This is a genomic window from Pseudohongiella spirulinae, assembly GCF_001444425.1.
In the GTDB taxonomy this organism is placed as follows: domain Bacteria; phylum Pseudomonadota; class Gammaproteobacteria; order Pseudomonadales; family Pseudohongiellaceae; genus Pseudohongiella; species Pseudohongiella spirulinae.
This window is the reverse complement of the sequence record NZ_CP013189.1, coordinates 736,430-761,852: the sequence shown is the minus strand read 5'-3', so window position 1 is coordinate 761,852 and position 25,423 is coordinate 736,430. Positions and strand designations below refer to the sequence as shown.

The window sequence follows — 25,423 nt, the reverse complement described above, 5'->3', positions numbered from 1 at the left end:
ATAAATCCTCTGTCATAAATTTCAGTCAGGCCGGTTCATCAAACTGCACGAACTCAACAACTTCAAGATCAAAACCGGACACAGCATTAAACTTGGCCGGATAACTCAACAGTCGCATTTTGCCCACACCCAGTTCGCGCAGAATCTGGGATCCAGTACCAATAGTGACATCGCTGCCGCTGTGGCGGTGTCGTCGCGGGATGGCTTTGCGCTGGCCAAGCACGCCGGCGATTGCTTCGTTAATATCTTCATCATAGTCATCACCGGACAGCAGCACGGCAACTCCTTGACCATCTTGCGCAATGTGTTGCAGTGCCCGGCTGAACGACCAGCTGGTGGCGCCTGGGACAATCACGTCACAGACATCACGCAATGTGCTGGCGATATGCACTCTGACCAGGGTCGGATGTTCTTTGCTGATCTCGCCCATGGTGAACGCCAGATGGGTACCACCGGAGATGGTATCTTCGAATGTATGCAGGGTGAACTCTCCATGTTCGGTTTTCACCGGGTGACTGCCCTTGCGGATCACCGTATGCTCGTTGGCGATCCGATAATGAATCAGATCCACAATCGTGCCAATCTTTAATCCGTGCTGCTCTGCAAAGACTTCCAGATCTGGGCGGCGGGCCATGGTGCCATCTTCATTCATGATTTCCACGATAGCCGCTGCCGGCGTGAAGCCAGCCAGGCGCGCCAGATCACAACCCGCTTCGGTATGTCCGGCCCGGCGCAGTACACCGCCGGGCTGAGCCATGATCGGAAAGATATGCCCGGGCTGCACAATGTCATCAGGCCTGGCGTCGCGGGCGACAGCCGCCTGTATTGTGCGGGCCCGATCAGCGGCTGAAATACCCGTTGTCACGCCAGTGGCCGCCTCAATGGAGACGGTGAAATTGGTGTTGTACGGCGTATTGTTTTTATTGACCATAAGGGACAGATCAAGCTGCTCACAACGCTCCCGCGTCAGAGTCAGGCAGACCAGTCCGCGGGCGTTTTTGGCCATAAAATTAATATCTTCAGCCTTCACTTTTTCTGCAGCAATCACCAGGTCGCCTTCGTTTTCGCGATCCTCGTCATCCATCAGGATGACCATTTTGCCCTGTCTGATATCTTCAATCAGCTCTTCAACTGTATTCAGTTTCATAGTTTCCCGTTTTATCCGTCAGTCCGCAAAGCCATGGCTGGCCAGAAATGCCCGTGTCAGGCCGCTGTTGGTATCGGCAGCACGGTCTCCCAGAATCAGCCGTTCCAGATAACGTGCAATCTGATCAACCTCGATATTGACCTTTTGACCGACTTTGTAGGTATGAATGATGGTTTCCTGCTGTGTATGGGGGATGATGTTAACATCGAAGCAGGCACCAGCTACAGCATTGACCGTCAAACTGGTGCCATCAATACAGATCGAACCCTTCTGGGCGATATACTTTGCCAGCCCGTCAGGCACCCGAAAAGTCAGGCGCCAGCTGGCGCCATCCTCGTGTTTTTCGACCAGTTCACCCAAACCATCAACGTGCCCGCTGACCAGATGCCCTCCCAAACGCGACTGCGGGGTAAGCGCTTTCTCAAGATTAACCAGAGAGCCATTTTTCAGTGTCTGGAAACTGGTCAGGCTCATCGTCTCGTTTGATACGTCAGCACTGAAACTGTTGTCATCAAAAGCCGTGACAGTCAGGCAACATCCGTTCACGGCAATACTGTCACCCAACTGAACATCAGAAAGATCAAGCCGCGGACAGGCGATCTTCAGACGCCATTCTTTATCCCGCAGTTTGAGATCCGAGACACTGCCCAGAGCTTCTATGATTCCGGTAAACATTCACGCTCCCGTCTGATTTTCTAAACCCGTTTCAGCCGGGCTGTAATCCGGCAGTCTTCAGCAATCTGACGCACATCGGTCAGCTCCAGCGCAATATGGTCCTGCATCCGCCTGATGCCCGGCAGATGGAATAAGGGCAGCGCATCACTGCCCAAAAAGCGCGCCCCCACGTAGATCACGACTTCATCCACCAGTCCGGCCTGCACCATGGCACCGCTCAGTGTGGGCCCGGCTTCCAGCATGATTTCATTGCAGGCATCGTCCTTTGCCAGACTTTGCATGGCCGCCTGCAGGTCCAGCCGACCGCCAGGCAGCACCGGAATTTCACGAACCAGGGCGCCGGAACCCTCAAAACGCGCTCGCTGTTGGACATGCGCCCGACCAGTCAAAAACAATGCCTGTCCTGGCACGCTAATGATGCGTGAATCAGGCGGGGTGCGCAGCCCGGAATCAATGACGACTCGCAGCGGCTGCCGCTCAGCAAATTCAGCAGCCTGAGCGTGATTCATCTGCTCAACTCGCACATTCAGGCCGGGATCATCTCCCAGCACGGTATTGACGCCCGTCACCACCGCGCAGCTTGCAGCCCGCATCAGTTGCACATCAGCTCTTGCCGCAGCCCCGGTGATCCACTTGCTTTCGCCAGAAGCCATGGCCGTCCGGCCGTCCAGGCTCATTGCCATCTTGCAACGAACCCAGGGCAATCCCTGCTGCATACGCTTGAAAAAGCCTCGATTCAGTGCCTCACAGGTCTCTGCCAGCAACGGCCCCTCAACCTCAATGCCGGCCTCGCGCAAAGCGCTGACACCCTTGCCGGCCACCTGAGGGTTGGGGTCATCTGAACCGTAATAAACCTTCTTGACGCCGGCGCTGATCAGCGCGCTGGTGCAGGGCGGTGTACGGCCCGTATGGGCGCAGGGCTCCAGCGTGACATAGGCAGTCGCGCCCTTGCTGAGATCGCCAGCCTGTATCAGTGCATTGACTTCTGCATGTGCTTCGCCGGCAACGCGGTGAAATCCCTCACCCACTATTTTGCCGTCACGCACAATCACGCAACCCACCCGGGGATTAGGGGTGGCTGTCAGCACTGATTGCGCCAGGGCGACAGCGCGCAGCATGTAATCTTCTGGCGTCACTAGCCTCTCTCCGCCGGAGTCACAGGGATTTTCAGATATTACTCGTTGGACAGGCGGTCTATCTCCGCCCGGAACTCATTCAGATCTTTGAAGCTGCGGTATACAGATGCAAAACGCACAAAGGCCACCTCATCGAGCTGCCGCAACTCCCGCATGACCTCTTCACCCACCAATCTTGATGGCACCTCGCGTTCACCCGTGGCTCGAATGTGATGCTTGATGCGATTGACGGCCGACTCCACACTCTCAATGCTGACCGGCCGTTTCTCCAGGGCACGCATAAGGCCTGCATAGAGCTTGGCCTCATCAAACGGTTCGCGGTTGCCGTTCTGTTTGATGATACGGGGCATCACCAGTTCCGCTGTTTCGTAGGTAGTGAAACGCTCCGCACAGGTGATGCACTCCCGGCGACGACGCACCTGATCACCCTCGGCAACCAGGCGCGAGTCGATAACTTTGGTATCCAGGGCGCCGCAAAATGGACAGTGCATCAGCCTGATCCTCTGGGTAACGCTTACGCGTTACGGTATACCGGGAAGCGCGCGCAAAGCGCTTTTACCTTATCACGCACCTGATCGATAAGCGCTTCGTTGGTGATGTCGTCCAGAATATCGCACATCCACTCTGTCAGCTCCGCCACTTCAGCTTCCTTCATGCCGCGACGGGTCACCGCCGGCGAGCCGATGCGCAGACCACTGGTCACAAACGGCGGACGCGGATCGTTAGGTACAGCATTCTTGTTGACTGTAATGTAGGCCCGGCCCAGCGCAGCGTCTGCATCTTTACCGGTGATATCCTGCTTGACCAGGCTCAACAGGAACAGATGATCATCAGTTCCTCCGGAAACCACTTCAAATCCGCGTTTGATGAAGCCGTCCGCCATGGTTTTGGCATTAGCCACCACCTGTTTCTGGTATTCCTTGAATTCTTTGGTCATGGCTTCCTTGAAACACACCGCCTTGGCGGCGATCACGTGCATCAAAGGACCACCCTGACTTTCCGGGAAAACGGCAAAGTTGAGCTTTTTTTCCAGCTCAGGATTGGACTTCGCCAGAATGATGCCGCCACGTGGCCCACCCAGCGTCTTGTGTGTGGTAGTTGTGGTCACATCAGCGATCTTGACCGGACTGGGATAGACACCCGCCGCCACCAGACCTGCAATGTGCGCCATGTCTACCAGCAGGTAGGCGCCCACTTTATCGGCGATCTCACGGAATTTCAGCCAGTCAATGACACGCGAATAGGCCGAAAACCCGGCAACGATCATTTTTGGCTTGTGCTCCAGTGCCAACTCCTCGACCTGAGCATAGTCGATCTCGCCGGTTTCTTCGTTGATGCCGTACTGTACAGCGTTGTATATCCGGCCTGAGAAGCTCACGCTGGCACCGTGAGTCAGGTGGCCGCCATGTGCCAGGCTCATACCCAGAACGGTATCGCCCGGCTTCAGCAGCGCCATATAAACCGCGGCATTGGCCTGCGAGCCAGAGTGCGGCTGAACGTTTGCGTAATCCGCTCCGAACAGCTCTTTGGCACGTTCAATCGCCAGGGTTTCCACGTCATCAACAAATTCACAGCCACCGTAATAACGCTTGCCCGGGTAACCTTCCGCATATTTATTGGTCAGCACACTGCCCTGCGCTTCCATCACGCGTGGACTGGTGTAGTTCTCGGACGCAATCAATTCGATATGCTCTTCCTGGCGCTGGCGTTCGCCTTCAATAGCGGCGTGCAGTTCAGGATCGAAACTCTTGATGTTCATGCTACTGTCAAACATGCGCTTCCCCGTGGCTGGCATTCTAAGAAGGCGCATATTTTACATGATACGGCGCACTTCAGCATCCGAAAAAACCGGGTAGTCATGAATATTACCTCGTATCAGCTTCCCAATAAGCGCTGACTGCACTCGCATCAAGCTGGTAAGCGGCATCCGCCACATCGTTGCTGATCAGACTGGTGGTCAGCAGACCCTCAACCCAAAAAGGCTCATAAATGGACTCCACGGCCACGCCGGGTTCGTAAGCTACAAAAATGATCTGGTTGGGTGGCGGAGGAGGCAGGTGCAGACAGGCGCCAAAATACGGCACCAGAAAGAACTCAACGACATGCTGTTGCTCGTCAAAGACCAGCGGGACAATAAAACCGGGTATACGAATACGGACATTGTCCATCTCGGGCACAATCACAGATGATTCCAGTGCCCGGAAAAACCGTGCTTCCTGCTCATCTGCAAAGTCCTCAGGCGACAACAGGCTCAGGTCGTCCTCCTCTGAACCGTCTGTAATCTCTAGCAGCCAGTCTGGTGGCGACATCAACGCCTGCAGATCCGCCTCAGGAATAAGCTCGACCCAATCCACTTCTCTGAAAGTCTCTGCCTGATCAGCGACCTGAGCCGGGATCGGCGCAGGCGACCCGTCAGGTACCAAGACCAGAAACCCTGCTGCGCAGACAATAAGCGCAGCAAGAACAAACAAACGTTTCAGCATATATTTCCACCCGGATACAAGTTATATATGATATAGCATAGCATTAACGAGCAACCAAGCTAACCCACTGGATTCAACGCCTTGATGGTACTCCATACCTATACAAGTTCTGTCAGTATTAAGGATCTGCGCTTTTCCTGGGCTCCGGACAGCAAAGATCTGCTGCACATTCGGGACTGGCATATCGGCACCGGAAAGCGGGTGTTCCTCTATGGCCCCTCCGGCTCCGGAAAGACCACACTGCTGAACCTGATCTGCGGTATAGCCAGACCCCGCGCTGGAGAAATTTCGGTAGCTGGTACCCGGCTTACCACACTAAGCGCAAGTCAACGGGACCGATTCAGAGCGCAATTTATCGGCGTCATTTTCCAGCAATTCAATCTGGTGCCTTACTTGTCAGTCGCAGATAACATCCGTCTGGCCTCCGCATTCACCGGGCAACATCAGGGTGCAGACGAGCGCGCCACAATGCTTATTGAGCAACTTGGGCTAAGGGGCGTGCAGAATAACAAGGCTTCTCGCATCAGCGTGGGGCAACAGCAGCGTGTTGCAATTGCCCGGGCGCTGCTGAACGCGCCACCACTCATTATTGCTGACGAACCGACTTCCGCCCTTGACGCTGCAGCTCGAGATACTTTCATGAGCGCTCTGCTGGAATGCTCTGCAGAAGTCGGCAGTACCGTCCTGGTTGTCAGTCACGATCATAGTCTGGCCACCTATTTCGACGATTCGGTTGATCTGAGAACCTTGAACCTGGCTCTGGGATTCAACAACGGCGAGAGTTCTGCAAGTGTTCTTTAAGCTGGCCGTCAGCAGTCTGGTGGCGCGCCGTCTGACGGTCTTTCTGGCCGTGTTATCAGTGTTTGTCAGCACATTCGTCGTGCTCGGTGTAGAGCACATCCGCCAGGAAGCACGCAATAGTTTCAACAAGACCGTCGCTGGTGTCGACCTGGTCGTGGGCGCACGCACAGGCCAGATAAACCTGTTACTTTACAGTGTGTTCCGCATCGGCAGCGCAACCAACAATATCACCTGGGAGAGCTACCAGGACATCAGCGCCAGCCCTGGTATTAGCTGGAGCGTACCCATCGCACTGGGCGACTCGCATCGAGGCTACCGGGTGATGGGCACCACCAGCGACTATTTTCAGCATTTCCGCTACGGTAACAATCAATCACTTGTACTGAACGGCACAGCGTTCAGCGACTTTCGTTCCACGACGGACGCACAGCCTGTTGCAGACTTTGCCGCCGTGCTCGGCTCAGACGTTGCTGTACGCCTGGGTTATCAGCACGGTCACGAATTCGTCATCGCCCACGGTATTGGCGCCACCAGCTTCAGCCAGCATGACCATCATCCTTTTACCGTCAGTGGGATTCTGGCCCCAACCGGAACACCCGTCGATCAGACCATACATGTCAGCCTGGAAAGTCTGGAAGCAGCCCACCATAGTGGACCAATGCCAGAGTCGGTCACCGCCTTTATGCTGGGGCTGGAATCCAGGCTGCAAACATTCAGCCTGCAGCGAGACATCAACAACTACCCACAGGAACCTTTGCTGGCGATACTGCCAGGCGTCGCCTTGTCGGAGCTCTGGCAACTAATGAATGTTGCGGAACGTACGCTGTCTCTTATCGGCGGCCTTATCATGGCGTCGGCTCTGCTGGGTATCGCCACCATGCTGCTGTCGACGTTGCAGCAGCGTCAGCGTGAGATGCTTGTCCTGCGCGCCCTCGGAGCGCGCCCCGCATTTATCTTCCTGCTCATACAGGCCGAAGCACTAATGATGACCGTAACAGGCATGTTGGCCGCCATCGCCACGCTGACGATGGGGCTGGCGCTTACTGCGGACATGATCAGTCGGCAATTTGGCATTTTTGTTTCTGCCCAGGTTCTGCAGGCAGCCACCCTGCCCTACCTGACCGGCATGCTGCTAATGACGGTCATATTGGCCACAATCCCTGCCGCACGCGCCTATCGACAGTCATCAATAATAAAGATCAACGACTGATTGGCATTGCTACTTTACCTTCCTCACAAATTAATGATACGTTATATCATTGCTTTATTATCGACTGGTAATGTCTCATGAATAGCGACTTCACTCCTGCCAACTTTCGCCCGCTGCCAGTAACCGTCCTGTCAGGCTTTCTGGGCGCTGGTAAAACTACGGTACTCAACCAGATTCTACAAAACCGCGACGGACTCAAAGTTGCTGTCATTGTGAACGACATGAGCGAAATCAATATCGACGCCCGCACGGTATCCCAGGACATGACTCTTAACCGTACTGAAGAAAAACTGGTGGAGATGAGCAATGGTTGCATTTGCTGTACCTTGCGCGAAGACCTGCTTGAGTCCATTACTGACCTGGCCGGGCAAAATCGCTTCGACTATCTGCTGATCGAAGCCACCGGCATTTCCGAGCCGCTCCCGATCGCGGAAACTTTTACCTTTGCAGACGAGCACGGCAAGAGCCTGTCTCAGGTAGCCCGCCTGGATACCATGGTCACCGTGGTGGACGCTGCCAATTTCCTGAACGACTACGAGGAAGCCTTCTCCCTTCAGGAAACCGGCGAAAGCCTGGGTGAAGACGATGATCGCAGCGTGTCCGATCTGCTTGTTGACCAGATCGAATTCAGCAACATTGTCCTGCTGAGCAAAACCGATCTGGTAGACGACGCTCAGGCACAAAAGGTCATGGCGGTCATCCGCAGCCTGAACCCTGAAGTTGAAATCATACCCATCAGTGGCGGCAAGGTTGCACTGAACAAAGTCGTAGGCACCGGACTGTTCGATTTTGAAAAAGCCCAGCTGGCACCCGGCTGGCTGCGTGAGCTGCGCGGAGAGCATACACCTGAAACCGAAGAGTATGGTATCAGCAGTTTCACTTACCGCGCGCGTCGCCCTTTTCATCCTGCCCGTTTCTATGAATTTCTCCATCAGGACTGGCCGGCAGGTCGCCTGATCCGCTCCAAGGGCTACTTCTGGCTTGCCAGTCATCCCACGCTTATTGGACAGTGGAATCAGGCGGGCGGTATCGCGCGCCATGGCTTTGCCGGCACCTTCTGGAGCGCAACTCCTCGGGAACAATGGCCCACTGATGCGGAAGCGCTGGATTATATCGAAGAAAACTGGGAGGAACCTTTCGGTGACATGCGCCAGGAACTGGTGTTCATTGGCCAGTCGCTGGACCAGACTGAGCTCTGTGCGCAACTGGACGCCTGCCTGCTTAATGACGACGAACTGTACGCCGGTACGCAACACTGGCTTACGTTGGAGAACCCGTTTATTGAGCAGGCAGCCTAGCGATGCGCCGTCAAACCAACACGCCTGCCGGGCTGTCTGCGATCTACAGCGAGGGCATCAATCTGGCTGAATGGCAACGGCCGAGCGCCACGGCCGTGCGCGGCTTTGCCTCGGAACTGGTCAGGCACAAACCGAATTTTTCACTGTGCCAGATCCTGCCGGCCGATGTCGATGCGGAAGCCCTTGCCGCATTGATACCCGACACCAACAAGACGTTAAAGCACGCGCGAATTGCGTTCTTACAGGACATCAGACTGTTGTGTGACATGTACGCCTGCCTGTTCGATCTGCAGCAGATCGGCCTCAGAATGACCGTGCTCAATCGGGCCATGTGCCCAAAATTCCATGTCGACCAGGTGGTCTGTCGTCTGATCTGCACCTACTTTGGCGCGGGTACCGAGTGGTTGCCCGAGAGCGCTGTCAATCGCGCCGGCCCAGAACTGCAAATGGCGACGGACATCCAGTGCATTAACGAAGGCCACGTGGCCCTGTTAAAGGGTGAAAAGTGGCCCGGCAACGCAGGACGCGGCATCGTGCACCGATCACCCGCGGCGTCAGCCAGCCGGCCCCGTCTGGTCATGACACTGGACTCGGTGATGTGAATGGAGGTTATTGATGACATTGGTGGCAGGCATAGGCTGGTTACTTTCAGCAGCGCTGATCGCGGCGAATGCACACCTGGCTCAACACGACTGAGGATTGAACCATGACCTCGGCCCTCCATCCGCAATGCCTGAGTGACGCGGAAGCAATCTGCAAAAAGCACGGTGCCCGCCTTACCAGCAAGCGCGTTGATGAAACCGGCGCGCGTGAAGACATTCTTCTGCAGTTGAATCAGGAAGTGCACAAGAGCGGCTTTACCATGCAACAGGAACAACTTGAGATTCATGGCACCTGTCACAGATGCGCAAAAAAGAGCCGACTTGCTGATAAATACAATGTCACATATCCCGGAAGCAAAAACGGACTGGCTGGGTAATCCAGGAATTAGCGATATGATGCACCATAACTTTTAGGCTACTGAATCAGATCGGCAACTACATAACTCTAAAAGGCGTAAAGATCATGGCGGATGTGTTAAGAGCTGAATCGCTCAGCAAAACGTTTGGCAGCAATAGCGCACTCAACAACCTGAACCTTGGCATATCTGGCGGAGAAATCGTCTGCATGCTGGGCGCCAACGGCGCAGGCAAAACCACCACCATCAATCTCTTCCTCGGGTTTCTGGACCCCTGTTCTGGTTACGCGAAGGTAAATGGTCAGGATGTACACTCTGATAAGACTGCAGCACGACGCCAGTTGGGATACGTTCCCGAGCAGGTCGCCCTCTATCCCTCCCTCAGCGGCCTTGAAAACCTCGAATACTTCATGCGCCTGAGCGGCGCTGACAGCACCGACGAGCAACAGCTGCGCAGTCTGCTGGACAAAGTGGGATTGGACCTGTCAGCCGCCACGCGGCGTGTGCAGGATTACTCCAAAGGCATGCGACAGAAAGTTGGGCTGGCGATCGCGCTGGGAAAAAACGCGCAAGCCCTGCTTCTGGATGAACCTCTATCCGGCCTGGATCCCAAAGCTGCCAATGAATTTTGCAGCCTGCTCAGGGTTTTGGCATCCGACGGCAAGGCAGTTTTGATGGCCACACATGACTTGTTCCGGGCCAGGGAAATCAGCGATAAAATTGTCATCATGAAGAGCGGCAGGATGGTCGACTCGCTGGAGACCTGTGCGCTGGACAATGCCACACTGGAAAAAATCTATCTGCAACACATGCACGACCCGGAGGGCGCAATGCCCGAGACCGTCCAGGAGAATGCGTCATGATTTCACACATCATCAGAAAAGAAGCGATGGAAGTCAGTCGGGACGGACGAACCCGCTTGCTGGCAATCATCGTGCTCTTACTCGGGCTGACCGGACTGCTGGCCGGCTGGGCGAATTACGCCGACCAGCAACGCAACGCCATGTTTGCCCAAGAAACCGATCAGCAGGTGTTTTTGGATCAGGGTGAAAAAAATCCACACTCCGCCGCCCACTTTGGCCGTATGGCTTACAAGCCTGTATCGCCCCTGGCATCGTTTGATCCTGGCGCTGCGCAGTTCATGGGTCAGGTTATCTGGCTGGAAGCGCATCAGCGTAATCCCGCCATGTTCAGGCCCGCGGCGGATTCTCTGGAGTTGAGCCGCCTGAGCAACTTCAGCGTCGCCGGCATCCTGACCATCCTCCTGCCATTGCTGGTGTTCCTGCTGGGGTACGCCACATTTGCGGGCGAGCGTGAGCGCGGTACCTTGCGGCAGACAATCGCTTCAGGCGCATCAATCGGCAAGCTCTTCAGCGCAAAATTCCTCGTCATCGCTGGTGCCGGTATCGCAATTGTGGCCATCTCCATTGGCGCCTCGGCGATTATGGCACTTTTTTCACCCGTGAGCCTGTCTGCACAGGATACACTTTCAAGAGCCTTCTGGCTGATTATTGTCTACTCCATCTACGTGCTTGCACTGACCGCATTCGCACTGCTGATATCCGCCATGTTCAACCAGGCAAAAACCGCACTGCTGGTACTACTGGGAATATGGGCTGTGTCGATTCTGGTTATGCCTCGCATTGGGGCGGGCCTGGCCGCACAGGTGCATCCGATTCCGGATGGCGCACAAGTCTGGAGTGAGTTGCGCGCATCCGTTGCTGAAAATCGCGCCAGCGCTGACAGTGACGAGTATCGCGCCGCTGAGCAGTTCGTGGTCAGCCGTGCACTGGGTCGGGAAGTCAGCCTGGAGGAACTCGCCACCATGGATCTGAACGCCACCGGGCTGCGCCTTGAAGTCACCGAGGTGCTGGACTATGCCGCCCTGAATGCATTCTACGACGACGTGTATGACAGGTATTACGGCCAGCGAGGGGCGCGCCGCTGGGTGTCTCTGCTGTCGCCCGCCATTGCCCTGCAGCATGCGTCCAGTGCCTTTGCCGGCACAGACTTTGTGGCCTATCAGCATTTCGCCAATGAAGCCGAGCGGCAGCGCAATGAGATCGTGCGCATCATGAATGAGGACATGCTGCTCAACGGTGCCGGCATGAGCACCTACCTGTCCGATGCAGAGTTCTGGGAAACCGTGCCAGACTTCAGCTATACCTTTCCAACAGTATCGCTGGCATGGCGTTCGGCCCTCGTGGATGTGCTTGTCCTGCTGGCATGGGGTGCGCTGACAGGCTGGCTGGCCTGGTCCATTACACGCAAACGGCTGGCTGACTGAGGATAGTGACCATGACTTTACGAGACTGGATGACAACTGAATGGCAACTCAGCCTGGGGCAAAAATCATCCCTGCTGCTGTTTGCCGTGTTCGCCGGGCTGCTGCTGTATGCAGCGCTCAGTGGCAAGACTCATCTGGAGAACCGGCTACAGGCTATAGAGAGGCATCAGAGCGAAGTTTCCCAGACCATGTCTGCCTGGCTTCGAAATCTGGAGATCAAGGAGTCCCAGGGCGCTCTGGCGGACGTATCCCCGCGCACTGGTTCTGCCATGGATGTGCGGTTCGCATCCTACCTGCCTCAGGCGCCGCTTGCTGATTTTGCCATCGGACAATCGGACATTCTTCCCTATCTGGGCACAATCTCGCTGTCGGATCCGGATATCCGAATGTTCTCCCGCTACGAGTTTGATGATCCCGTTGCGTTAATGCTCGGTCCATTCGATCTGAGCACCGCTATCATCGTGTTACTGCCCCTGATGCTGATTGTGTTCTGTTTCGACCTGCTCTCGGCAGATCGTGACGCCAACCGGCTGGGACTGACACTGTCACAGGGAGTCAGTATTTCCAGTCTTTTCTGGTCACGACTGCTGCTTCGATCTGGCGCCATCCTTGTCGTACTGTTTGTGACAATGCTTGTCATGCTGTTGACCAATAACAGCTCAGCAAGCATTTCAGATCGTGTGCCTCCCTTTCTTCTCTGGTCAGCAGCGACACTTGTGTACGCTGCATTCTGGGTTGGCGTTATCGCACTGGTGGCAAGTTATAACCGGCGCAGCGAGTTCAACATCATGGCCCTGCTCGGCCTTTGGCTGGGTTTCGTATTTATAGTGCCTTCTAGCACCAGTGCCATACTGGAGACAGCGTATCCAACACCGACGCGTCTCGCCTATCTTGCTGAAGCACGTGAAACGGAAAATGAAGCACGCTTACGCGAATCGGAAATCGCCAATCAGTTCATTCTGGATCATCCGGAAATGCTGGTAAACGAGGCAGCGGAGATTCCCGCGTTTCTTCGTTCATCATTCCTGGTGACCAACACCGTCGACCAGGCAACCAGGCCGATACTTGACGAGTTCGAGGCGGCCGCGCAGCAACGGGAAACCAGCGTGAGCATTATCCGCTATCTGTCCCCGGCGATGATCGTACATGGTGTATTCAATGATCTGGCTGGCACCTCTGCCAAGCGGCACCAACATTATGTGACGCAGGTTCGCGCCTTCAAGGCCGGCTATGGTGAGCGTGTCGGGCCCGGCATTGTGGCCGGGCAACCCTTGAGCATGGCGGAATATGAGCGAATCGGAGAATTCAGCTTTCAGGACGAATCCCTTGCCGGTCACTTGGGCAGGCACCTGATGCCTCTGCTGTTTTTGCTGGCACTTGGTTTCGGATCGGTTGTTGTGGTTAACCGGCGTCTGACCTCTTTCAAGGTTGTCGGACAATCGTGAGTGCATTGACATTGATACCAAGGAATTCTACTGTAGGCAGCCTGTCGGCGGCAGTCTGCATACCATGCATCTGCTCCGATTTACCCGTTAATTCCAGGCCGTATCAGCATTAGACCAGGCCATAACGATTACTGTCACCATGGAGTATAGAACAGGATGAGCATCATCAACTTTGAAACCTTGACCAGCCTTTTCCAGAGCAGTAACTCTGAAGCAGCCGAAAAACAGCTGATGAAAGAAGTCCTGCTGATGGTCTTGGCTCGCGCGGCCAGCGCCGACAAAAACGTCGACTCATCTGAAATATCGGATATTCAGGCAGTACTGCTGGAAGTAACGGGTGAAAACATCAGCGAGGCAGACATCCGTGTAGCGGGACAATCCGAGCTGTTTGAGCGCCAGTCACTGGATCGCTATCTCAGCAAGGCTACCAGAAAGCTTGCCGATGAAGACCGCGCCCTCGTTCTGCAGAGCCTGATCCGGGTCCTGCATTCTGACGACCACGTCAGAGAATTCGAAATCGACTACTTCGACCGTGTGGCCAATGCCCTGAAGGCTACACCATCAGAGATCGCCGGCCTGCGCCTGAAGCCGGTGCGCTGAATCTGTTGCAGGCTGGAGTGCCCACCCGTTAATCGGGAGGGCACTCGCTGGTCTGACATTATAAACCGGTAAGCTGCGCTGTCCTGCTCACCGAGCCGATTTACTGATTGGCAGCGCGTTCCGAGATACTCGGCCCCAACAGGTACATCAGTGACTCTTCTGCAAGCGGATTGCCCTGTGCCATACGGGTCGAGGCATTCGCCCAGATTTTGCCAGCACGATAGGTCGCATTGCGGGTCTTGATCTGAAGATCGCGGTACTCAGGGGAATCCTGGGCAAGGCCAGAGAAACTGGACAGATCGGCGTTACCCAGCATGACCACGTCCACACCCGGAACTGACGCGATTTCCAGAGCATTGTTCACGCCTTCCACTGTTTCGATCATCACCACGACAAGCATGTTGTCATTGGCACTTTCACGAAAGGTTTCACCAGCAGGCAGGAATGGTGTCCACAGGCCAGGGCCCTGTCCACCACCGGCGCTACGACGGGCGATGGGTGGGTAGCGTGCATAGCGTGCTGCCTCGCGAGCCTGAATGGCGTCATTAACTGTAGGAATAATGATGCCCAGCATCCCCATATCCATGGCCTTCTGCACGGCACCTTCACTGGCATCGGGCAAACGCAGGATGGGTGTTGCACCCACGTTGGGGCAGGCGGCAATCATGTCGGCTACCTGATCATACCGGAGCGTGCTGTGCTGCATCTCGAACCAGGTGTAGTCATAGTCAGGCGCTTCAGAGCAGTAGGCGTCAATGTCAAATCTGGAGATCGAATGACTGAAAATCTGTTCCCCGGCCAACAACTTGGCTTTGGCCGTGTTGTAAAGTTGACGATCAGGGTTGTCCATGAAGTCCTTAACCGCCCAACCCCAGGGACGTCCTTCATGAATGGGGACTGCCTGCACATTGCCGGTGCCCCAGCCTGTTACATCAATAGTTTCCTGCGCAAAAGAAGGCGCAGCACTCAGAGTGGCAGCCAGTGTCAAAGACAGGCACGCCATACGGCGAAACGTTTTCATGTAAGCCTCTTGTTATCATTCTCGGTTATGGGAATCATCATGATAATACGGAACACTCGCGCAATCATCGCAAGTAGTCAAATTAACTTGCCTGCGTTTCCAGCCAACCACATAACTAATTGATATTTATATTATTTAAATATAGCACCGTTACATCAGAATTTGAAAAAACCGAGTGGCAATCGGTGCTTAATCCAGGTTTGTTGCTTTTTCGACAATTAATCTGCGAATGACAGGTCTGCCGGACAAACGGTGTCTGCTACGCCAACCACTCCATGATAGAATGTGCCCATCTGCAGAGTGCAGCATCGCTGCCTGCACTCAATGTTAAGACCTCAGAACAACGCCCGGAGACTACTGAGTTATGGCACAGTTCGTTTACACCATGCACCGCGTGGGCAAAGTCGTCCCTCCCAAAAAAGAAATCCTCAAGGACATTTCTCTGTCCTTTTTCCCCGGCGCAAAGATCGGCGTTCTGGGTCTGAACGGCTCGGGAAAATCCACCCTGCTGCGCATCATGGCGGGCGTTGACAAAGAATATAACGGCGAGGCGCGCGCCCAGACCGGCATCAATGTTGGTTACCTGCCGCAAGAACCCCAGCTCGATCCAGACAAGGACGTGCGCGGCAATGTTGAAGAAGGCATGGGGGAAATCATTAAACTGCTGGAGGAGTTCAACGCCATCAGCGATCGCTTTGCTGAGCCCATGAGCGACGATGAGATGAATGAGCTTCTGGAAAAGCAGGGAGAGCTGCAAAACGCAATTGACGCTGCCAATGGCTGGGACCTCGAGCGGACTTTGGAGCGCGCGGCAGACGCGCTGCGCCTGCCGCCATGGGACGCCGATGTCACCAAACTGTCTGGAGGTGAGAAACGCCGTGTAGCGCTGTGCCGTTTGCTTCTGTCCAATCCTGATATGCTGCTGCTGGATGAGCCGACCAACCACCTGGATGCCGAAAGTGTTGCCTGGCTGGAGCGTTTCCTGGTGGAATTCCCCGGCACCGTAGTCGCCATCACCCACGACCGTTACTTCCTGGACAACGCCGCCGGCTGGATTCTGGAACTCGACCGCGGGCACGGTATCCCGTACGAGGGCAACTACACCACCTGGCTGGAAGCCAAGGAGAAGCGCCTGGAAGTGGAAGCCAAGCAGGAAGCAGCGCGCGAGAAAACCATCCGCTCCGAGCTGGAGTGGGTGCGCAGCAATCCCAAAGGCCGTCAGGCCAAAAGCAAGGCGCGTATCGCCCGCTTTGAGGAGCTGAACTCCCAGGAATTCCAGAAGCGTAACGAAACCACCGAACTGTACATTCCGCCGGGGCCACGTCTGGGCGACAAGGTTATTGAAGTCAACCATCTTACCAAGGGCTTTGGTGATCGCCTGCTGATTAACGACCTGTCCTTCTCGGTACCCAAAGGCGCAATCGTGGGCATTATCGGTGGCAACGGTGCCGGTAAAACCACCTTCCTGCGTATGCTGACCGGCGTTGAGCAACCGGACAGCGGCAGCATTGAGCTGGGCGAAACCGTTGATCTGGCCTATGTGGATCAGAGCCGCGATTCATTGAATGACAGCAAAACCGTGTGGGAAGAATTATCCGAAGGTCAGGACATTCTGCAGATTGGCCGCTACGAGATTCCTTCGCGCGCCTACGCCGGTCGCTTCAACTTCCGTGGCGGAGACCAGCAGAAATTTATCCGCGACCTGTCGGGTGGGGAGCGCAACCGTCTGCACCTGGCCAAACTGCTTAAACGCGGCGCCAACGTTCTGCTGCTTGACGAACCAACCAACGATCTGGACGTGGAGACCCTGCGTGCTCTGGAAGAGGGGCTGCTGAACTTCCCCGGCACGGCCATTGTAGTGTCGCACGACCGCTGGTTCCTGGACCGCATTTGCACGCATATCCTGGCCTTTGAAGGCGACAGCCAGGTGATTTTCCACGAAGGTAACTACACAGACTACGAGGCCGATCGCAAGAAGCGGCTGGGCAGCGATTACCAGCCCACTCGTATCAAGTACCGAAAACTGGCCTGATTGCGTTCAACTAATTGGTCGGGCTGCCGATAAAGCATGTGAGACGGGTTTCGCAGAAATCCGCAACCAGTGCAATCGGCAGGCCCGCTACCAATGACAAAAGATCAGAAACGCGCCTTCACCCGCATCTTCTTTGATGCTGAAACCATAGTGTCGCAAGGCAACAATGACTGCATCGTGCAGCTGGTAGATATATCACTGCGAGGCATCCTGATTGAAATGCTGCCTGAACAAAAACTTGCCGGGAACACACCTGTGGAAGTCTGTATCCATCTGGGTGGTGACTTGCAGATCTGCATGACAGCCAGCATTGCCAACACACGTGATAACAGGGTGGGTTTGGCCTGCGATTTCATTGATGTGGAGAGCATGACGCATCTGCGCCGTCTGGTTGAACTGAATACCGGCGACACAGCTCTGCTGGAGCGAGAACTGCATCTGCTGACCTGATCAGTGGCTTTTCTCAGCACCCGGAAGCATACGCTCAGACTTGCAGTTTTCTGCGCAGCGCATCCAGGCGTTCTGCCTTCTGCTCATCACTGAGCGGCGTGCCGAGAGAGCGCTGCAGCGCCGGTGTGACCGGTTCCTCTATCGACTCGCCGCGCATGACCCGCTCGCACAATTGCCGGTAATTGTGCTCAAACAGCGGATACACCTTGTGCTCTGGCTCACTGGCCATAACAAACCAGTCTGTTGCCTTGCCGGCGTGGTACACCGCCGGGTGACTCCACGCGTTAGCCGCCTTGGGGGCCGGCGCACGGCAGGCTTCCAGATAAGCATCGCGTGGCGATGGCAGGCCAAACAGCTCTCCACCTTCCTCACAGGCTGCCACCATCGCAGAAATGGTTGGCAGGTAGGGCTGTGTCTTGACCAGCCGACGCGCAGCAGTCACCAATTGCCGGGGTTGAAATTCACTCAGACACTCCAACCAGTATTTCTTGGTCAGAATCAACCGCTCCGGGTCAGCAAAGGCCTTGAGGTATTGATTGTGATACGCCAGCTCGAACTCAGCAAACACTTGATTGATTGCATCTATCAGATCAAGCCTGCCCGGCTGAGACTGGCTGCCACGCTTATTCTGCCCAGCTTCGGTCTGTGAAGCGCCGGAACGTCGCTTCAAGTCCTTGTCTGCCACGCTCAGCAGCGTGTTGATCTCTTGCATCGACTACCCCTGTGCCAGCCGCTTCCGGCCGCCGCGCCCAACTGAATTTTATAAATTGTAAAAACTTGGTATTCCAGGAGGCCAGTGCCTGCCCTGTATCGCGCCAGTATAGAACGAATTCCGGTACTTTTTCGCGGGCAAAACCGGCATCGATCTCTGCCAGACTCAGGATATCAAACACCTCATCACTGGGCTGCCAGTCCTCCGGGATCGGTCTGGGCAATCCATCATGTTTCAATGAAACACTGAACCTGGCCCACTGTCGACGGATATGTTCGATGAAGCGCGTATTCCATGGTCCTTTGCCAGCACCCCGCTCGCGCCAGTATAAAACAAACTCAGGTACGGCATCTTCGATAAACGCCTCACTGACCCCGGCATTAACCAGGATACTCACCGCCTCGCCACTCGGTCGCCAGCCCGGCGCCATATCAGTTTCAAACTCACTGGCACCGCGGCGGGTCTGCTCATGTCGCCATTCTTTCAACACATGCTTGTAAAAAACATTACCCCAAGAGAATCGCGATTGCGCCCGCTCCCGCCAATACATGACAAAACCCGGCACCAGCGACAGTGCAAAAGACTCTGGTATACCGTGCTGCCGACACAGGGCCAACCATTCACGATCGGGCTGCCAGTCGCCGGCTATATAACCGGCCCGACCTTCAGTATTGCCGGGCGCCGCTCGCTTCGGCAACTCAGGTGCTGCCGCTGCTCGGGGCCGCTCACTGGCAGCAACCTGATTACGCTGATTGATCGCGATCAGCCAACTGTCGTCGCGGCCGGTTTTTGCGTTCACCAATAACAAACCGAGGTCCTGCAGGCTCTGCAGTACTCGCCGGACATCAATCCATGCCCAGTACGGCATCAGGTCCATCAGGTCCTGTTGAGTCAGCTCAATCCAGTCCAGGTTCTGCTGTCTTTGCGTCACACGGAATGCCAGCTGCTCACTCATCACGTGCAGCATCACCGCCTCTTCCAGGCCGATTGTGGCAGCCAGGGTGGGCGAAATCACCAGAGGTCTTTCGGGTATCAGGGACGATTGCATAAATGGACCAGAGTTTGCTTGCCAGTGTTGTATCAGGCCGCTATAAAACAAGCGAGCAGCTTATCACAGCCCGGCCGGTCAGAGACAGCAAGCCGACATGCAACACGAGGCACCCGAATGGTGCACCAAACAGACACGGAGACCATACTGGTGCATTCACCGCCACTTAGCGTCAAGGAACGAATAGAACGCTTTCGCCACCAGGAAGCGCTGCCCGAATACTGGGCGCAGGATGCACTGCGTTGGTTCCTGCCCTTGTCGAACGACATTGCCGATCGCTGCGCCACCAGCCACTTTCTTTGCATTGGCATAAATGGTGCACAGGGTACCGGTAAATCCACGCTGGCAAAACTGCTTGTTATGCTATTGAAAGAGCAACACCAGATAAACGCTGTCGCCATGTCACTGGATGATTTTTACTACTCACACCAGGAACGACAACATCTGGCCCGCACCGTTCACCCGCTTCTGGCAACCCGGGGTGTGCCGGGTACTCACGACGTTGACCTGGCACTGGATACCGTTCAACGCCTGCGCGCCGGTGAATCCGTCAGATTACCCCGATTTGACAAAGCCACAGACGACTGTGTACCGCGCTCCGACTGGCAATACAGCCCAGCACACACCGATGTTTTGATTCTTGAGGGCTGGTGCATTGGCATCCCTGCACAGTCATCTGAGCAACTGCCCAAACCTGTTAATGAGCTGGAAGCCGTGGAGGATCCTGATGGTCACTGGCGACGCTACGTCAACGACTCTCTGGCCGGACGCTATCAAGCTTTATTCGAGCAGCTCAATCTGTTGATCATGTTGCAGGCACCTGCCTTTGAGTCAATTTTCGACTGGCGACTTCTGCAAGAAGAAAAATTGCGCGCCAGTCTGCCACCCGGCGAAACGCTGCGTGTCATGAACGCCTCGCAGATCAGACGGTTTATTGCTCATTACGAACGCCTGACTCGCCATGCGCTACGCGTGCTCCCGGCGCGCGCTGATGTTGTTTTCACGCTGAATAATCTGCACCGGGTTGTCGCCGAGAGCGCCAGCCAATGACTACATCTGGAAATATAAAGTTGTTGGTATTTACCGACCTTGATGGCACCTTGCTGGATCATTACAGCTACAGTACAGACGGTGCCAGTGAGGGGCTGAAATTACTCGCCAAAGATCAGATTCCGCTTATTTTCAATACCAGTAAAACGCTGCCTGAATGCCTGAACCTGGCGCACGAACTGCGACTGGACTATCCCTTTGTTGTGGAAAACGGTTCCGCCATCTGTTTGCCGCACACGCCTGGTAACGCAGAGTTGATAACAATACTGACGCGTGACTACCCTTCAACAACTGACAGCAGTGCCCATGTCACCAGTTTCGTTCTGGGGGCCAAACACGACTATATTGCCACACAGGTGACTGCCCTCGCCGAAACCTTCGGGTTTCTGTCGCTCACCAACAGCAGCACGCAAGATATTTGTCTGGCAACCGGCCTGACACCCGAGCAGGCCATCAGGGCACAGCAGCGGCAATACAGCGAACCACTGCTCTGGCAGGACTCGCCGGAAAACCTGCTACGCTTCGGTGAACGACTGACTCGCCATAAACTCACTCTGCTTCGTGGTGGTCGTTTCTACCATGTGCTGGGGCAAACCGACAAAGGCCTCGCCCTGCGTGTGCTGCGCGACGCCTACAGCAAAACATCCACCTACCGGAACGCACAGCTCCGAACCATTGCGCTGGGCGACAGCCACAACGATCTTGCCATGTTGCAGGCGGCCGATGTCGCGGTGCTGATCCGCTCGCCTGCTCACCCGTTGCCTGAACATTCTTTCAGAACCCCGCCACTGATTAGCACGCTCAACGGTCCGCAGGGCTGGAGTGAGTGCATCAGACTCATCGCAGGAGATAACTGACCATGGGCGATTTTCATCAGAACGGCATCATCACGACACTTCACAACCTGAATCGACGACCGCTGCCTGAAATTGAATACGAGCTGCAGGTTTTCTCACGCATGCGGCCCATGACGTTGATTCTGCCATCGCTTTACTCAGAGTTGCAGGGACCAGCGCTGCCAGGAATCGTTTCTGAGTTACAACAGGTGCCCTATCTGAATCAAATAGTCATCGGCCTGGATCGCGCTGACCGGGATCAATATCTGCACGCCCGTGAGTTTTTTGCCGACCTGCCCCAGCATCATCGAATACTCTGGAACGATGGCCCCCGACTACGCGCCATTGATGAAGAGTTAAAAACCCTGGGGCTAGCGCCGACAGAGGCTGGCAAGGGGCGCAATGTCTGGTACTGCCTGGGCTACACGCTGGCTTCACGTCGCAGCCAGGCGATAGCCCTGCACGACTGCGACATCCTGACTTACAGCCGCGAGCTACTGGCACGGCTGATTTACCCGGTAGCCAACCCCGGCTTCAACTACCAGTTCTGCAAGGGTTATTACGCACGTGTCGCAGAGGGCAAAATTAATGGCCGGGTCTGTCGGCTGATGGTGACTCCTCTGCTGCGAGCATTAAAAAAGGTACTTGGCTCTATAGATTATCTGGACTATCTGGACAGCTTTCGCTATCCGCTGGCAGGCGAGTTTTCGTTCCGGACGGATGTTGTTCATGATCTGCGTATCCCCAGCGACTGGGGACTTGAAATAGGCCTGTTGTCAGAGATGTATCGCAACTATTCCACCAACCGCATCTGTCAGGTTGATATCGCTGATATCTACGATCACAAACACCAGGATCTGTCGGCAGAAGACGCCAATGCCGGTCTTTCCAAAATGTCTATCGACATTGCCAAAGCCATTTTCCGCAAACTGGCAACCAATGGTGTTGTCTTGTCCAGTGAAACTTTCCGCACACTGAAAGCCACCTATTTTCGTGTGGCACTGGATTTTGTGGAGACCTATCGCAATGATGCCATCATCAATGGCCTGACTCTGGACATTCACAAGGAGGAACAGGCGGTCGAACTGTTTGCCCAGAACATCAAACGTGCCGGTGATCACTTCCTGGACAACCCTATGGAGACGCCCTTTATTCCAAGCTGGAACCGGGTTTGCAGCGCAGTGCCCGATGTTCTGGAGCGCATCAAGGCAGCCGTTGAGGCAGACACAGAAGAATTCAGGAGTCTACGGTGAGCGAGCTGAAAGACCGGGTCTGTCACCACCTGGCTCACATCTATCACGACCTGAGCGATAAGCAGCGTGATGAACTTGCCTGCCAGCTGATCAGTGAAATGCGCCTTGCGCAGAGCGCCCCGCAACCAGGCAGACACCCGGGTCACTGGAGTGAACGGGATGTCTACCTGATCTGCTATGCAGACAGCGTTTTACCGCAGACCGATCAGCAGCCTCTCCAAATGCCCCTGGAAGCCCTGTCCGAATTTCTCAACACCTGGCTGACCGACTGCATTACCGCCGTACATATTCTGCCATTTTTTCCCTGGAGTTCTGACGATGGCTTTGCGGTCAGCGACTACACACGCGTGGCACCACAATTCGGCCACTGGGGCCATATTGAACAGATTGCTGATAATTTCAGGCTAATGGCCGACCTGGTCATCAATCATTGCTCATCAGAGCACATCTGGTTCAGGAATTTCAGCAACGGTAAAGATCCCGGCAAAGACTATTTTTTCACGGCCTCGCCATCGGACGATCTCAGCCAGGTCATCCGGCCGCGCACCAGCGAGCTGCTGCGCCCCACAGAAACCCCCGGCGGCCTGCAACATGTCTGGTGCACATTCGGTCACGACCAGGTTGACCTCAACTTTCGCAATCCCAATGTTCTACTGGAGTTTGTGCGCATTATTCGCGAGTACCTGGATCACAAGGTTAAGGTATTCAGACTGGATGCAGTTGCATTTATCTGGAAGGAAGCTGGCAGCACCTGTCTGAATCTGCCGCAGACTCACGAAATAGTCAGACTATTGCGCGCGCTGCTGGAAGAGGCCGATCCTGAAGCGATCATCATTACTGAAACAAATATTCCGAAGCGCGAGAACCTGAGCTATTTTGGAAACGCCAATGAAGCTCACAGCATCTACAATTTTTCACTACCACCGCTACTGCTGTATACACTGCTGACAGGTCACTGTCGTCACCTTAAGAACTGGCTGATGAGTATGCCACCCGCACAAATGGGCACATTTTATTTCAACTTTATTGCCTCACATGACGGCATCGGGCTACGGCCGGCAGAAGGTCTGTTGAGCGACGATGAGATTCATGATCTGCTGAGTGCTATGGAAAGAGCTGGTGGACGAATATCCTGGCGTGCCACCTCCAGCCTGACGCGGCGCCCCTACGAAATCAATATCAGTCTGTGGGACGCCCTGTCCAGCACAATTACGCACAGCCGCGCCGGGGCGGATGAATGGCATCTACAGCGCTTTATCTGTGCACATGCCATCCTGTTGGCATTAGAGGGTGTGCCAGCCTTTTACATTCACAGCATACTGGGCACCAGCAACGATTACGAACGGCTGAATCAGACTCAGCATAACCGTCATATCAATCGGAAGCGCTGGCCAAAACCAGAACTGGACGCACAGCTCGCCAATGAACACAGCAACCATTCACAGGTGTTAACACGGCTGTGTCAACTCATCCAGCTGCGCCAGCAACAACCTGCCTTTCACCCCAATGCCACGCAGTTCACCCTGCACCTGGGCGACGCGGTGTTTGCCTTCTGGCGACAGAGCCTGCAGCGCCATCAGAGCATATTTGCGCTGAACAATGTTTCAGACACGGAACGGAATATTTCTCTGGCAGACATCAATCTGATCGACACAGAAGAGTGGTACGACCTTATCAGTGGCACACATATCGACCTCGGTCAGGCGATACTGACTCTGGCGCCCTATCAGACCGTCTGGCTCAGCAACCGCCGTCCTGACAGTAAAGGAACAAGCAGAGCAATCAGCAGGCATGCCAGCGTCGTGGATTGAGCCGGGAGCATCCAGCCGCTGACCAGCCACGGCAAGGCCGCACAGATCAACCAGAACAGGCAAGCCTGCCAGATTGCACCGGTACCTTGCTCCAGCAACCTGGCATTCATCCAGAGCCCACCCCCCAGGGGTATAAAGTGCAACAACGCCATATTGAAGCGGCTTACGTCGACAAACAGCAGGAACCAGACGGTGAATCCCATTAACAAGACATGGACAATCAGAACCAGCGTCGCCAGTGCAGCAGGTGGTCTGGCATCATACTTTTGTTGGCTCTCTGGCAGGCAGCGCGGCAGCGGGTAACGGGCATTCACATCCGCAGGACGCCAGCCAGTTGGCATAAACCAGATGCGCAGCTTGTCCCACCAGCTGTCGGCATGCCAGGCATCTTTCAACAGTTGCCAGTGCACATGTAGATTGGCAAAAAACGGGTTCCAGCTATGCAGCGGTTTACGCACACCATAGACGCAGGGCTCCTCATCCAGTTCAGCCTGATACGTACCGAACACCCGGTCCCACAGGATAAAGACACCGCCAAAGTTACGGTCAATATACGGGTCATTGATGGCATGGTGAACACGGTGATTCATCGGAGTAACAAATATTTTTTCAGCCCAGCCCAGCGTTCCGATAAAACGCGTATGCACCCAGTACTGATAGATCAGATTCAAGGACCCGACAGTCACTACAACCTCTGGTGGGAAGCCGATAAACAGCAGCGGCAGGTAAAACACTGAACCGATCAGGAAGCCGTTAAACGGCTGGCGCAGTGCCGTCGTCAGATTGTACTCCTCACTCTGATGGTGAACCACGTGAATCCCCCAGAGCACGTTGATAGTGTGCTGCATGCGGTGATTCCAGTAATAGCAAAAGTCATAAAATACGAATGCGACCACCCATAACCAGGGTGTCATGCTCAACTCACCGTGCGGCAGAACAGTCCACAAAGTGGCATAGGCCAGAAAGCTCACAAAGCGGGTTGCAAACCCCATAGTCTGGCTCAGCAGACCGGTACTCAGAGAACCAATCGCATCATTAAGTCGATAGAAGCCGGTGCGACGCCGCAGATCAACCGCCAGCTCAATCAACAACAGCACCATAAAGGCAGGAATGGCGTAAATAATCAGACTCATTGATTCTTCATCAAAAACACATGCGACAAATTTGCCA

At 55.0% G+C, this 25,423-nt stretch carries 25 protein-coding genes; 15 read left to right on the top strand and 10 right to left on the bottom strand.

Translation table 11 applies throughout. The annotated features are described in order from the left end of the window. Window positions 1-25 precede the first annotated feature (25 nt). From ribBA to PS2015_RS03575, 6 genes are all read right to left on the bottom strand, one after another. Window positions 26-1,147 (bottom strand): bifunctional 3,4-dihydroxy-2-butanone-4-phosphate synthase/GTP cyclohydrolase II, encoded by a 1,122-nt coding sequence (gene ribBA, locus PS2015_RS03600; protein ID WP_058020948.1) that lies wholly within the window; start codon window positions 1,145-1,147, stop codon window positions 26-28. Between the two features lie 18 nt (window positions 1,148-1,165). Next, complete coding sequence (locus PS2015_RS03595) at window positions 1,166-1,822, bottom strand: riboflavin synthase (RefSeq protein ID WP_058020947.1); 657 nt, start codon at window positions 1,820-1,822, stop codon at window positions 1,166-1,168. A 20-nt stretch (window positions 1,823-1,842) separates the two neighbouring features. Next, window positions 1,843-2,940, bottom strand: coding sequence for a bifunctional diaminohydroxyphosphoribosylaminopyrimidine deaminase/5-amino-6-(5-phosphoribosylamino)uracil reductase RibD (ribD, locus tag PS2015_RS03590; protein ID WP_058020946.1), 1,098 nt, complete (start codon window positions 2,938-2,940; stop codon window positions 1,843-1,845). Window positions 2,941-2,996: 56 nt separating this feature from the next. After that, the gene (gene nrdR, locus PS2015_RS03585; RefSeq protein ID WP_058020945.1) at window positions 2,997-3,449 is read right to left on the bottom strand and encodes a transcriptional regulator NrdR; all 453 of its coding nucleotides are present in this window, start codon (window positions 3,447-3,449) and stop codon (window positions 2,997-2,999) included. 23 nt (window positions 3,450-3,472) lie between these two features. Then, complete coding sequence (glyA, locus tag PS2015_RS03580; protein ID WP_058020944.1) at window positions 3,473-4,732, bottom strand: serine hydroxymethyltransferase; 1,260 nt, start codon at window positions 4,730-4,732, stop codon at window positions 3,473-3,475. A 91-nt stretch (window positions 4,733-4,823) separates the two neighbouring features. Continuing rightward, window positions 4,824-5,441 (bottom strand): DUF3299 domain-containing protein, encoded by a 618-nt coding sequence (locus tag PS2015_RS03575; protein ID WP_058020943.1) that lies wholly within the window; start codon window positions 5,439-5,441, stop codon window positions 4,824-4,826. 84 nt (window positions 5,442-5,525) lie between these two features. Here PS2015_RS03575 and PS2015_RS03570 point away from each other — a divergent pair, with 84 nt between their 5' ends. The 9 genes from PS2015_RS03570 to PS2015_RS03530 all read left to right on the top strand — a co-directional run bounded on the left by PS2015_RS03570 (window position 5,526) and on the right by PS2015_RS03530 (window position 14,040). Continuing rightward, entirely contained in the window at window positions 5,526-6,242 is a 717-nt protein-coding gene (locus PS2015_RS03570) for an ABC transporter ATP-binding protein (protein ID WP_058020942.1), read from the top strand. Continuing rightward, complete coding sequence (locus tag PS2015_RS03565) at window positions 6,232-7,452, top strand: ABC transporter permease (protein ID WP_082627942.1); 1,221 nt, start codon at window positions 6,232-6,234, stop codon at window positions 7,450-7,452. The genes PS2015_RS03570 and PS2015_RS03565 overlap by 11 nt, the downstream gene beginning before the upstream one ends. 77 nt (window positions 7,453-7,529) lie before the next feature. Next, the gene (zigA, locus tag PS2015_RS03560; RefSeq protein WP_058020940.1) at window positions 7,530-8,750 is read left to right on the top strand and encodes a zinc metallochaperone GTPase ZigA; all 1,221 of its coding nucleotides are present in this window, start codon (window positions 7,530-7,532) and stop codon (window positions 8,748-8,750) included. A gap of 2 nt (window positions 8,751-8,752) precedes the next feature. Further along, the gene (locus PS2015_RS03555; protein ID WP_058020939.1) at window positions 8,753-9,352 is read left to right on the top strand and encodes a DUF1826 domain-containing protein; all 600 of its coding nucleotides are present in this window, start codon (window positions 8,753-8,755) and stop codon (window positions 9,350-9,352) included. Window positions 9,353-9,456: 104 nt separating this feature from the next. Beyond that, window positions 9,457-9,729, top strand: a complete 273-nt coding sequence (locus PS2015_RS03550) for a hypothetical protein (protein ID WP_058020938.1) — start codon at window positions 9,457-9,459, stop codon at window positions 9,727-9,729. Window positions 9,730-9,815: 86 nt separating this feature from the next. Continuing rightward, window positions 9,816-10,571, top strand: coding sequence for an ABC transporter ATP-binding protein (locus tag PS2015_RS03545; RefSeq protein WP_335338251.1), 756 nt, complete (start codon window positions 9,816-9,818; stop codon window positions 10,569-10,571). Then, on the top strand, window positions 10,568-11,995 hold the full coding sequence (locus PS2015_RS03540) for an ABC transporter permease subunit (protein ID WP_058020937.1): 1,428 nt from the start codon (window positions 10,568-10,570) through the stop codon (window positions 11,993-11,995). The genes PS2015_RS03545 and PS2015_RS03540 overlap by 4 nt, the downstream gene beginning before the upstream one ends. An 11-nt stretch (window positions 11,996-12,006) precedes the next feature. Then, window positions 12,007-13,440, top strand: coding sequence for a DUF3526 domain-containing protein (locus PS2015_RS03535; protein WP_058020936.1), 1,434 nt, complete (start codon window positions 12,007-12,009; stop codon window positions 13,438-13,440). Window positions 13,441-13,596: 156 nt separating this feature from the next. After that, window positions 13,597-14,040, top strand: coding sequence for a TerB family tellurite resistance protein (locus PS2015_RS03530; RefSeq protein ID WP_058020935.1), 444 nt, complete (start codon window positions 13,597-13,599; stop codon window positions 14,038-14,040). A 100-nt stretch (window positions 14,041-14,140) separates the two neighbouring features. Here the strand turns inward: PS2015_RS03530 and PS2015_RS03525 are convergent, their stop codons facing one another. Next, window positions 14,141-15,061, bottom strand: a complete 921-nt coding sequence (locus PS2015_RS03525) for an HpcH/HpaI aldolase family protein (RefSeq protein WP_058020934.1) — start codon at window positions 15,059-15,061, stop codon at window positions 14,141-14,143. A 364-nt stretch (window positions 15,062-15,425) separates the two neighbouring features. Here PS2015_RS03525 and ettA point away from each other — a divergent pair, with 364 nt between their 5' ends. Next, window positions 15,426-17,093, top strand: coding sequence for an energy-dependent translational throttle protein EttA (ettA, locus tag PS2015_RS03520; protein WP_058020933.1), 1,668 nt, complete (start codon window positions 15,426-15,428; stop codon window positions 17,091-17,093). Window positions 17,094-17,186: 93 nt separating this feature from the next. Further along, window positions 17,187-17,543: a PilZ domain-containing protein gene (locus PS2015_RS03515; RefSeq protein ID WP_058020932.1), complete on the top strand. Its 357-nt coding sequence runs from the start codon at window positions 17,187-17,189 to the stop codon at window positions 17,541-17,543. 34 nt (window positions 17,544-17,577) lie between these two features. On the opposite strand, the gene PS2015_RS03510 is transcribed toward PS2015_RS03515, so the two are convergent. Both PS2015_RS03510 and PS2015_RS03505 read right to left on the bottom strand, forming a co-directional pair. Continuing rightward, a complete protein-coding gene (locus tag PS2015_RS03510; RefSeq protein WP_058020931.1) occupies window positions 17,578-18,255 on the bottom strand; it encodes a replication protein P in 678 nt (225 codons plus the stop codon). Next, window positions 18,167-19,303 (bottom strand): DnaT-like ssDNA-binding domain-containing protein, encoded by a 1,137-nt coding sequence (locus tag PS2015_RS03505; RefSeq protein WP_058020930.1) that lies wholly within the window; start codon window positions 19,301-19,303, stop codon window positions 18,167-18,169. Before PS2015_RS03505 ends, PS2015_RS03510 begins: the two co-directional genes overlap by 89 nt. Window positions 19,304-19,420: 117 nt before the next feature. On the opposite strand from PS2015_RS03505, the gene PS2015_RS03500 reads away from it, so the two are divergent. The 4 genes from PS2015_RS03500 to PS2015_RS03485 are packed head-to-tail and all read left to right on the top strand — an operon-like array spanning window position 19,421 to window position 24,253. Further along, a complete protein-coding gene (locus tag PS2015_RS03500; RefSeq protein WP_058020929.1) occupies window positions 19,421-20,353 on the top strand; it encodes a hypothetical protein in 933 nt (310 codons plus the stop codon). Next, complete coding sequence (locus PS2015_RS03495; RefSeq protein WP_082627941.1) at window positions 20,350-21,210, top strand: HAD-IIB family hydrolase; 861 nt, start codon at window positions 20,350-20,352, stop codon at window positions 21,208-21,210. Before PS2015_RS03500 ends, PS2015_RS03495 begins: the two co-directional genes overlap by 4 nt. 2 nt (window positions 21,211-21,212) lie before the next feature. Beyond that, the gene (locus PS2015_RS03490; RefSeq protein WP_058020927.1) at window positions 21,213-22,442 is read left to right on the top strand and encodes a glycosyltransferase family protein; all 1,230 of its coding nucleotides are present in this window, start codon (window positions 21,213-21,215) and stop codon (window positions 22,440-22,442) included. Then, on the top strand, window positions 22,439-24,253 hold the full coding sequence (locus tag PS2015_RS03485; RefSeq protein ID WP_237113366.1) for a sugar phosphorylase: 1,815 nt from the start codon (window positions 22,439-22,441) through the stop codon (window positions 24,251-24,253). Before PS2015_RS03490 ends, PS2015_RS03485 begins: the two co-directional genes overlap by 4 nt. Here the strand turns inward: PS2015_RS03485 and PS2015_RS03480 are convergent. Beyond that, window positions 24,169-25,386, bottom strand: coding sequence for a sterol desaturase family protein (locus tag PS2015_RS03480; RefSeq protein WP_058020925.1), 1,218 nt, complete (start codon window positions 25,384-25,386; stop codon window positions 24,169-24,171). The two genes, PS2015_RS03485 and PS2015_RS03480, sit on opposite strands and share 85 nt — an antisense overlap. Window positions 25,387-25,423 lie beyond the last annotated feature (37 nt).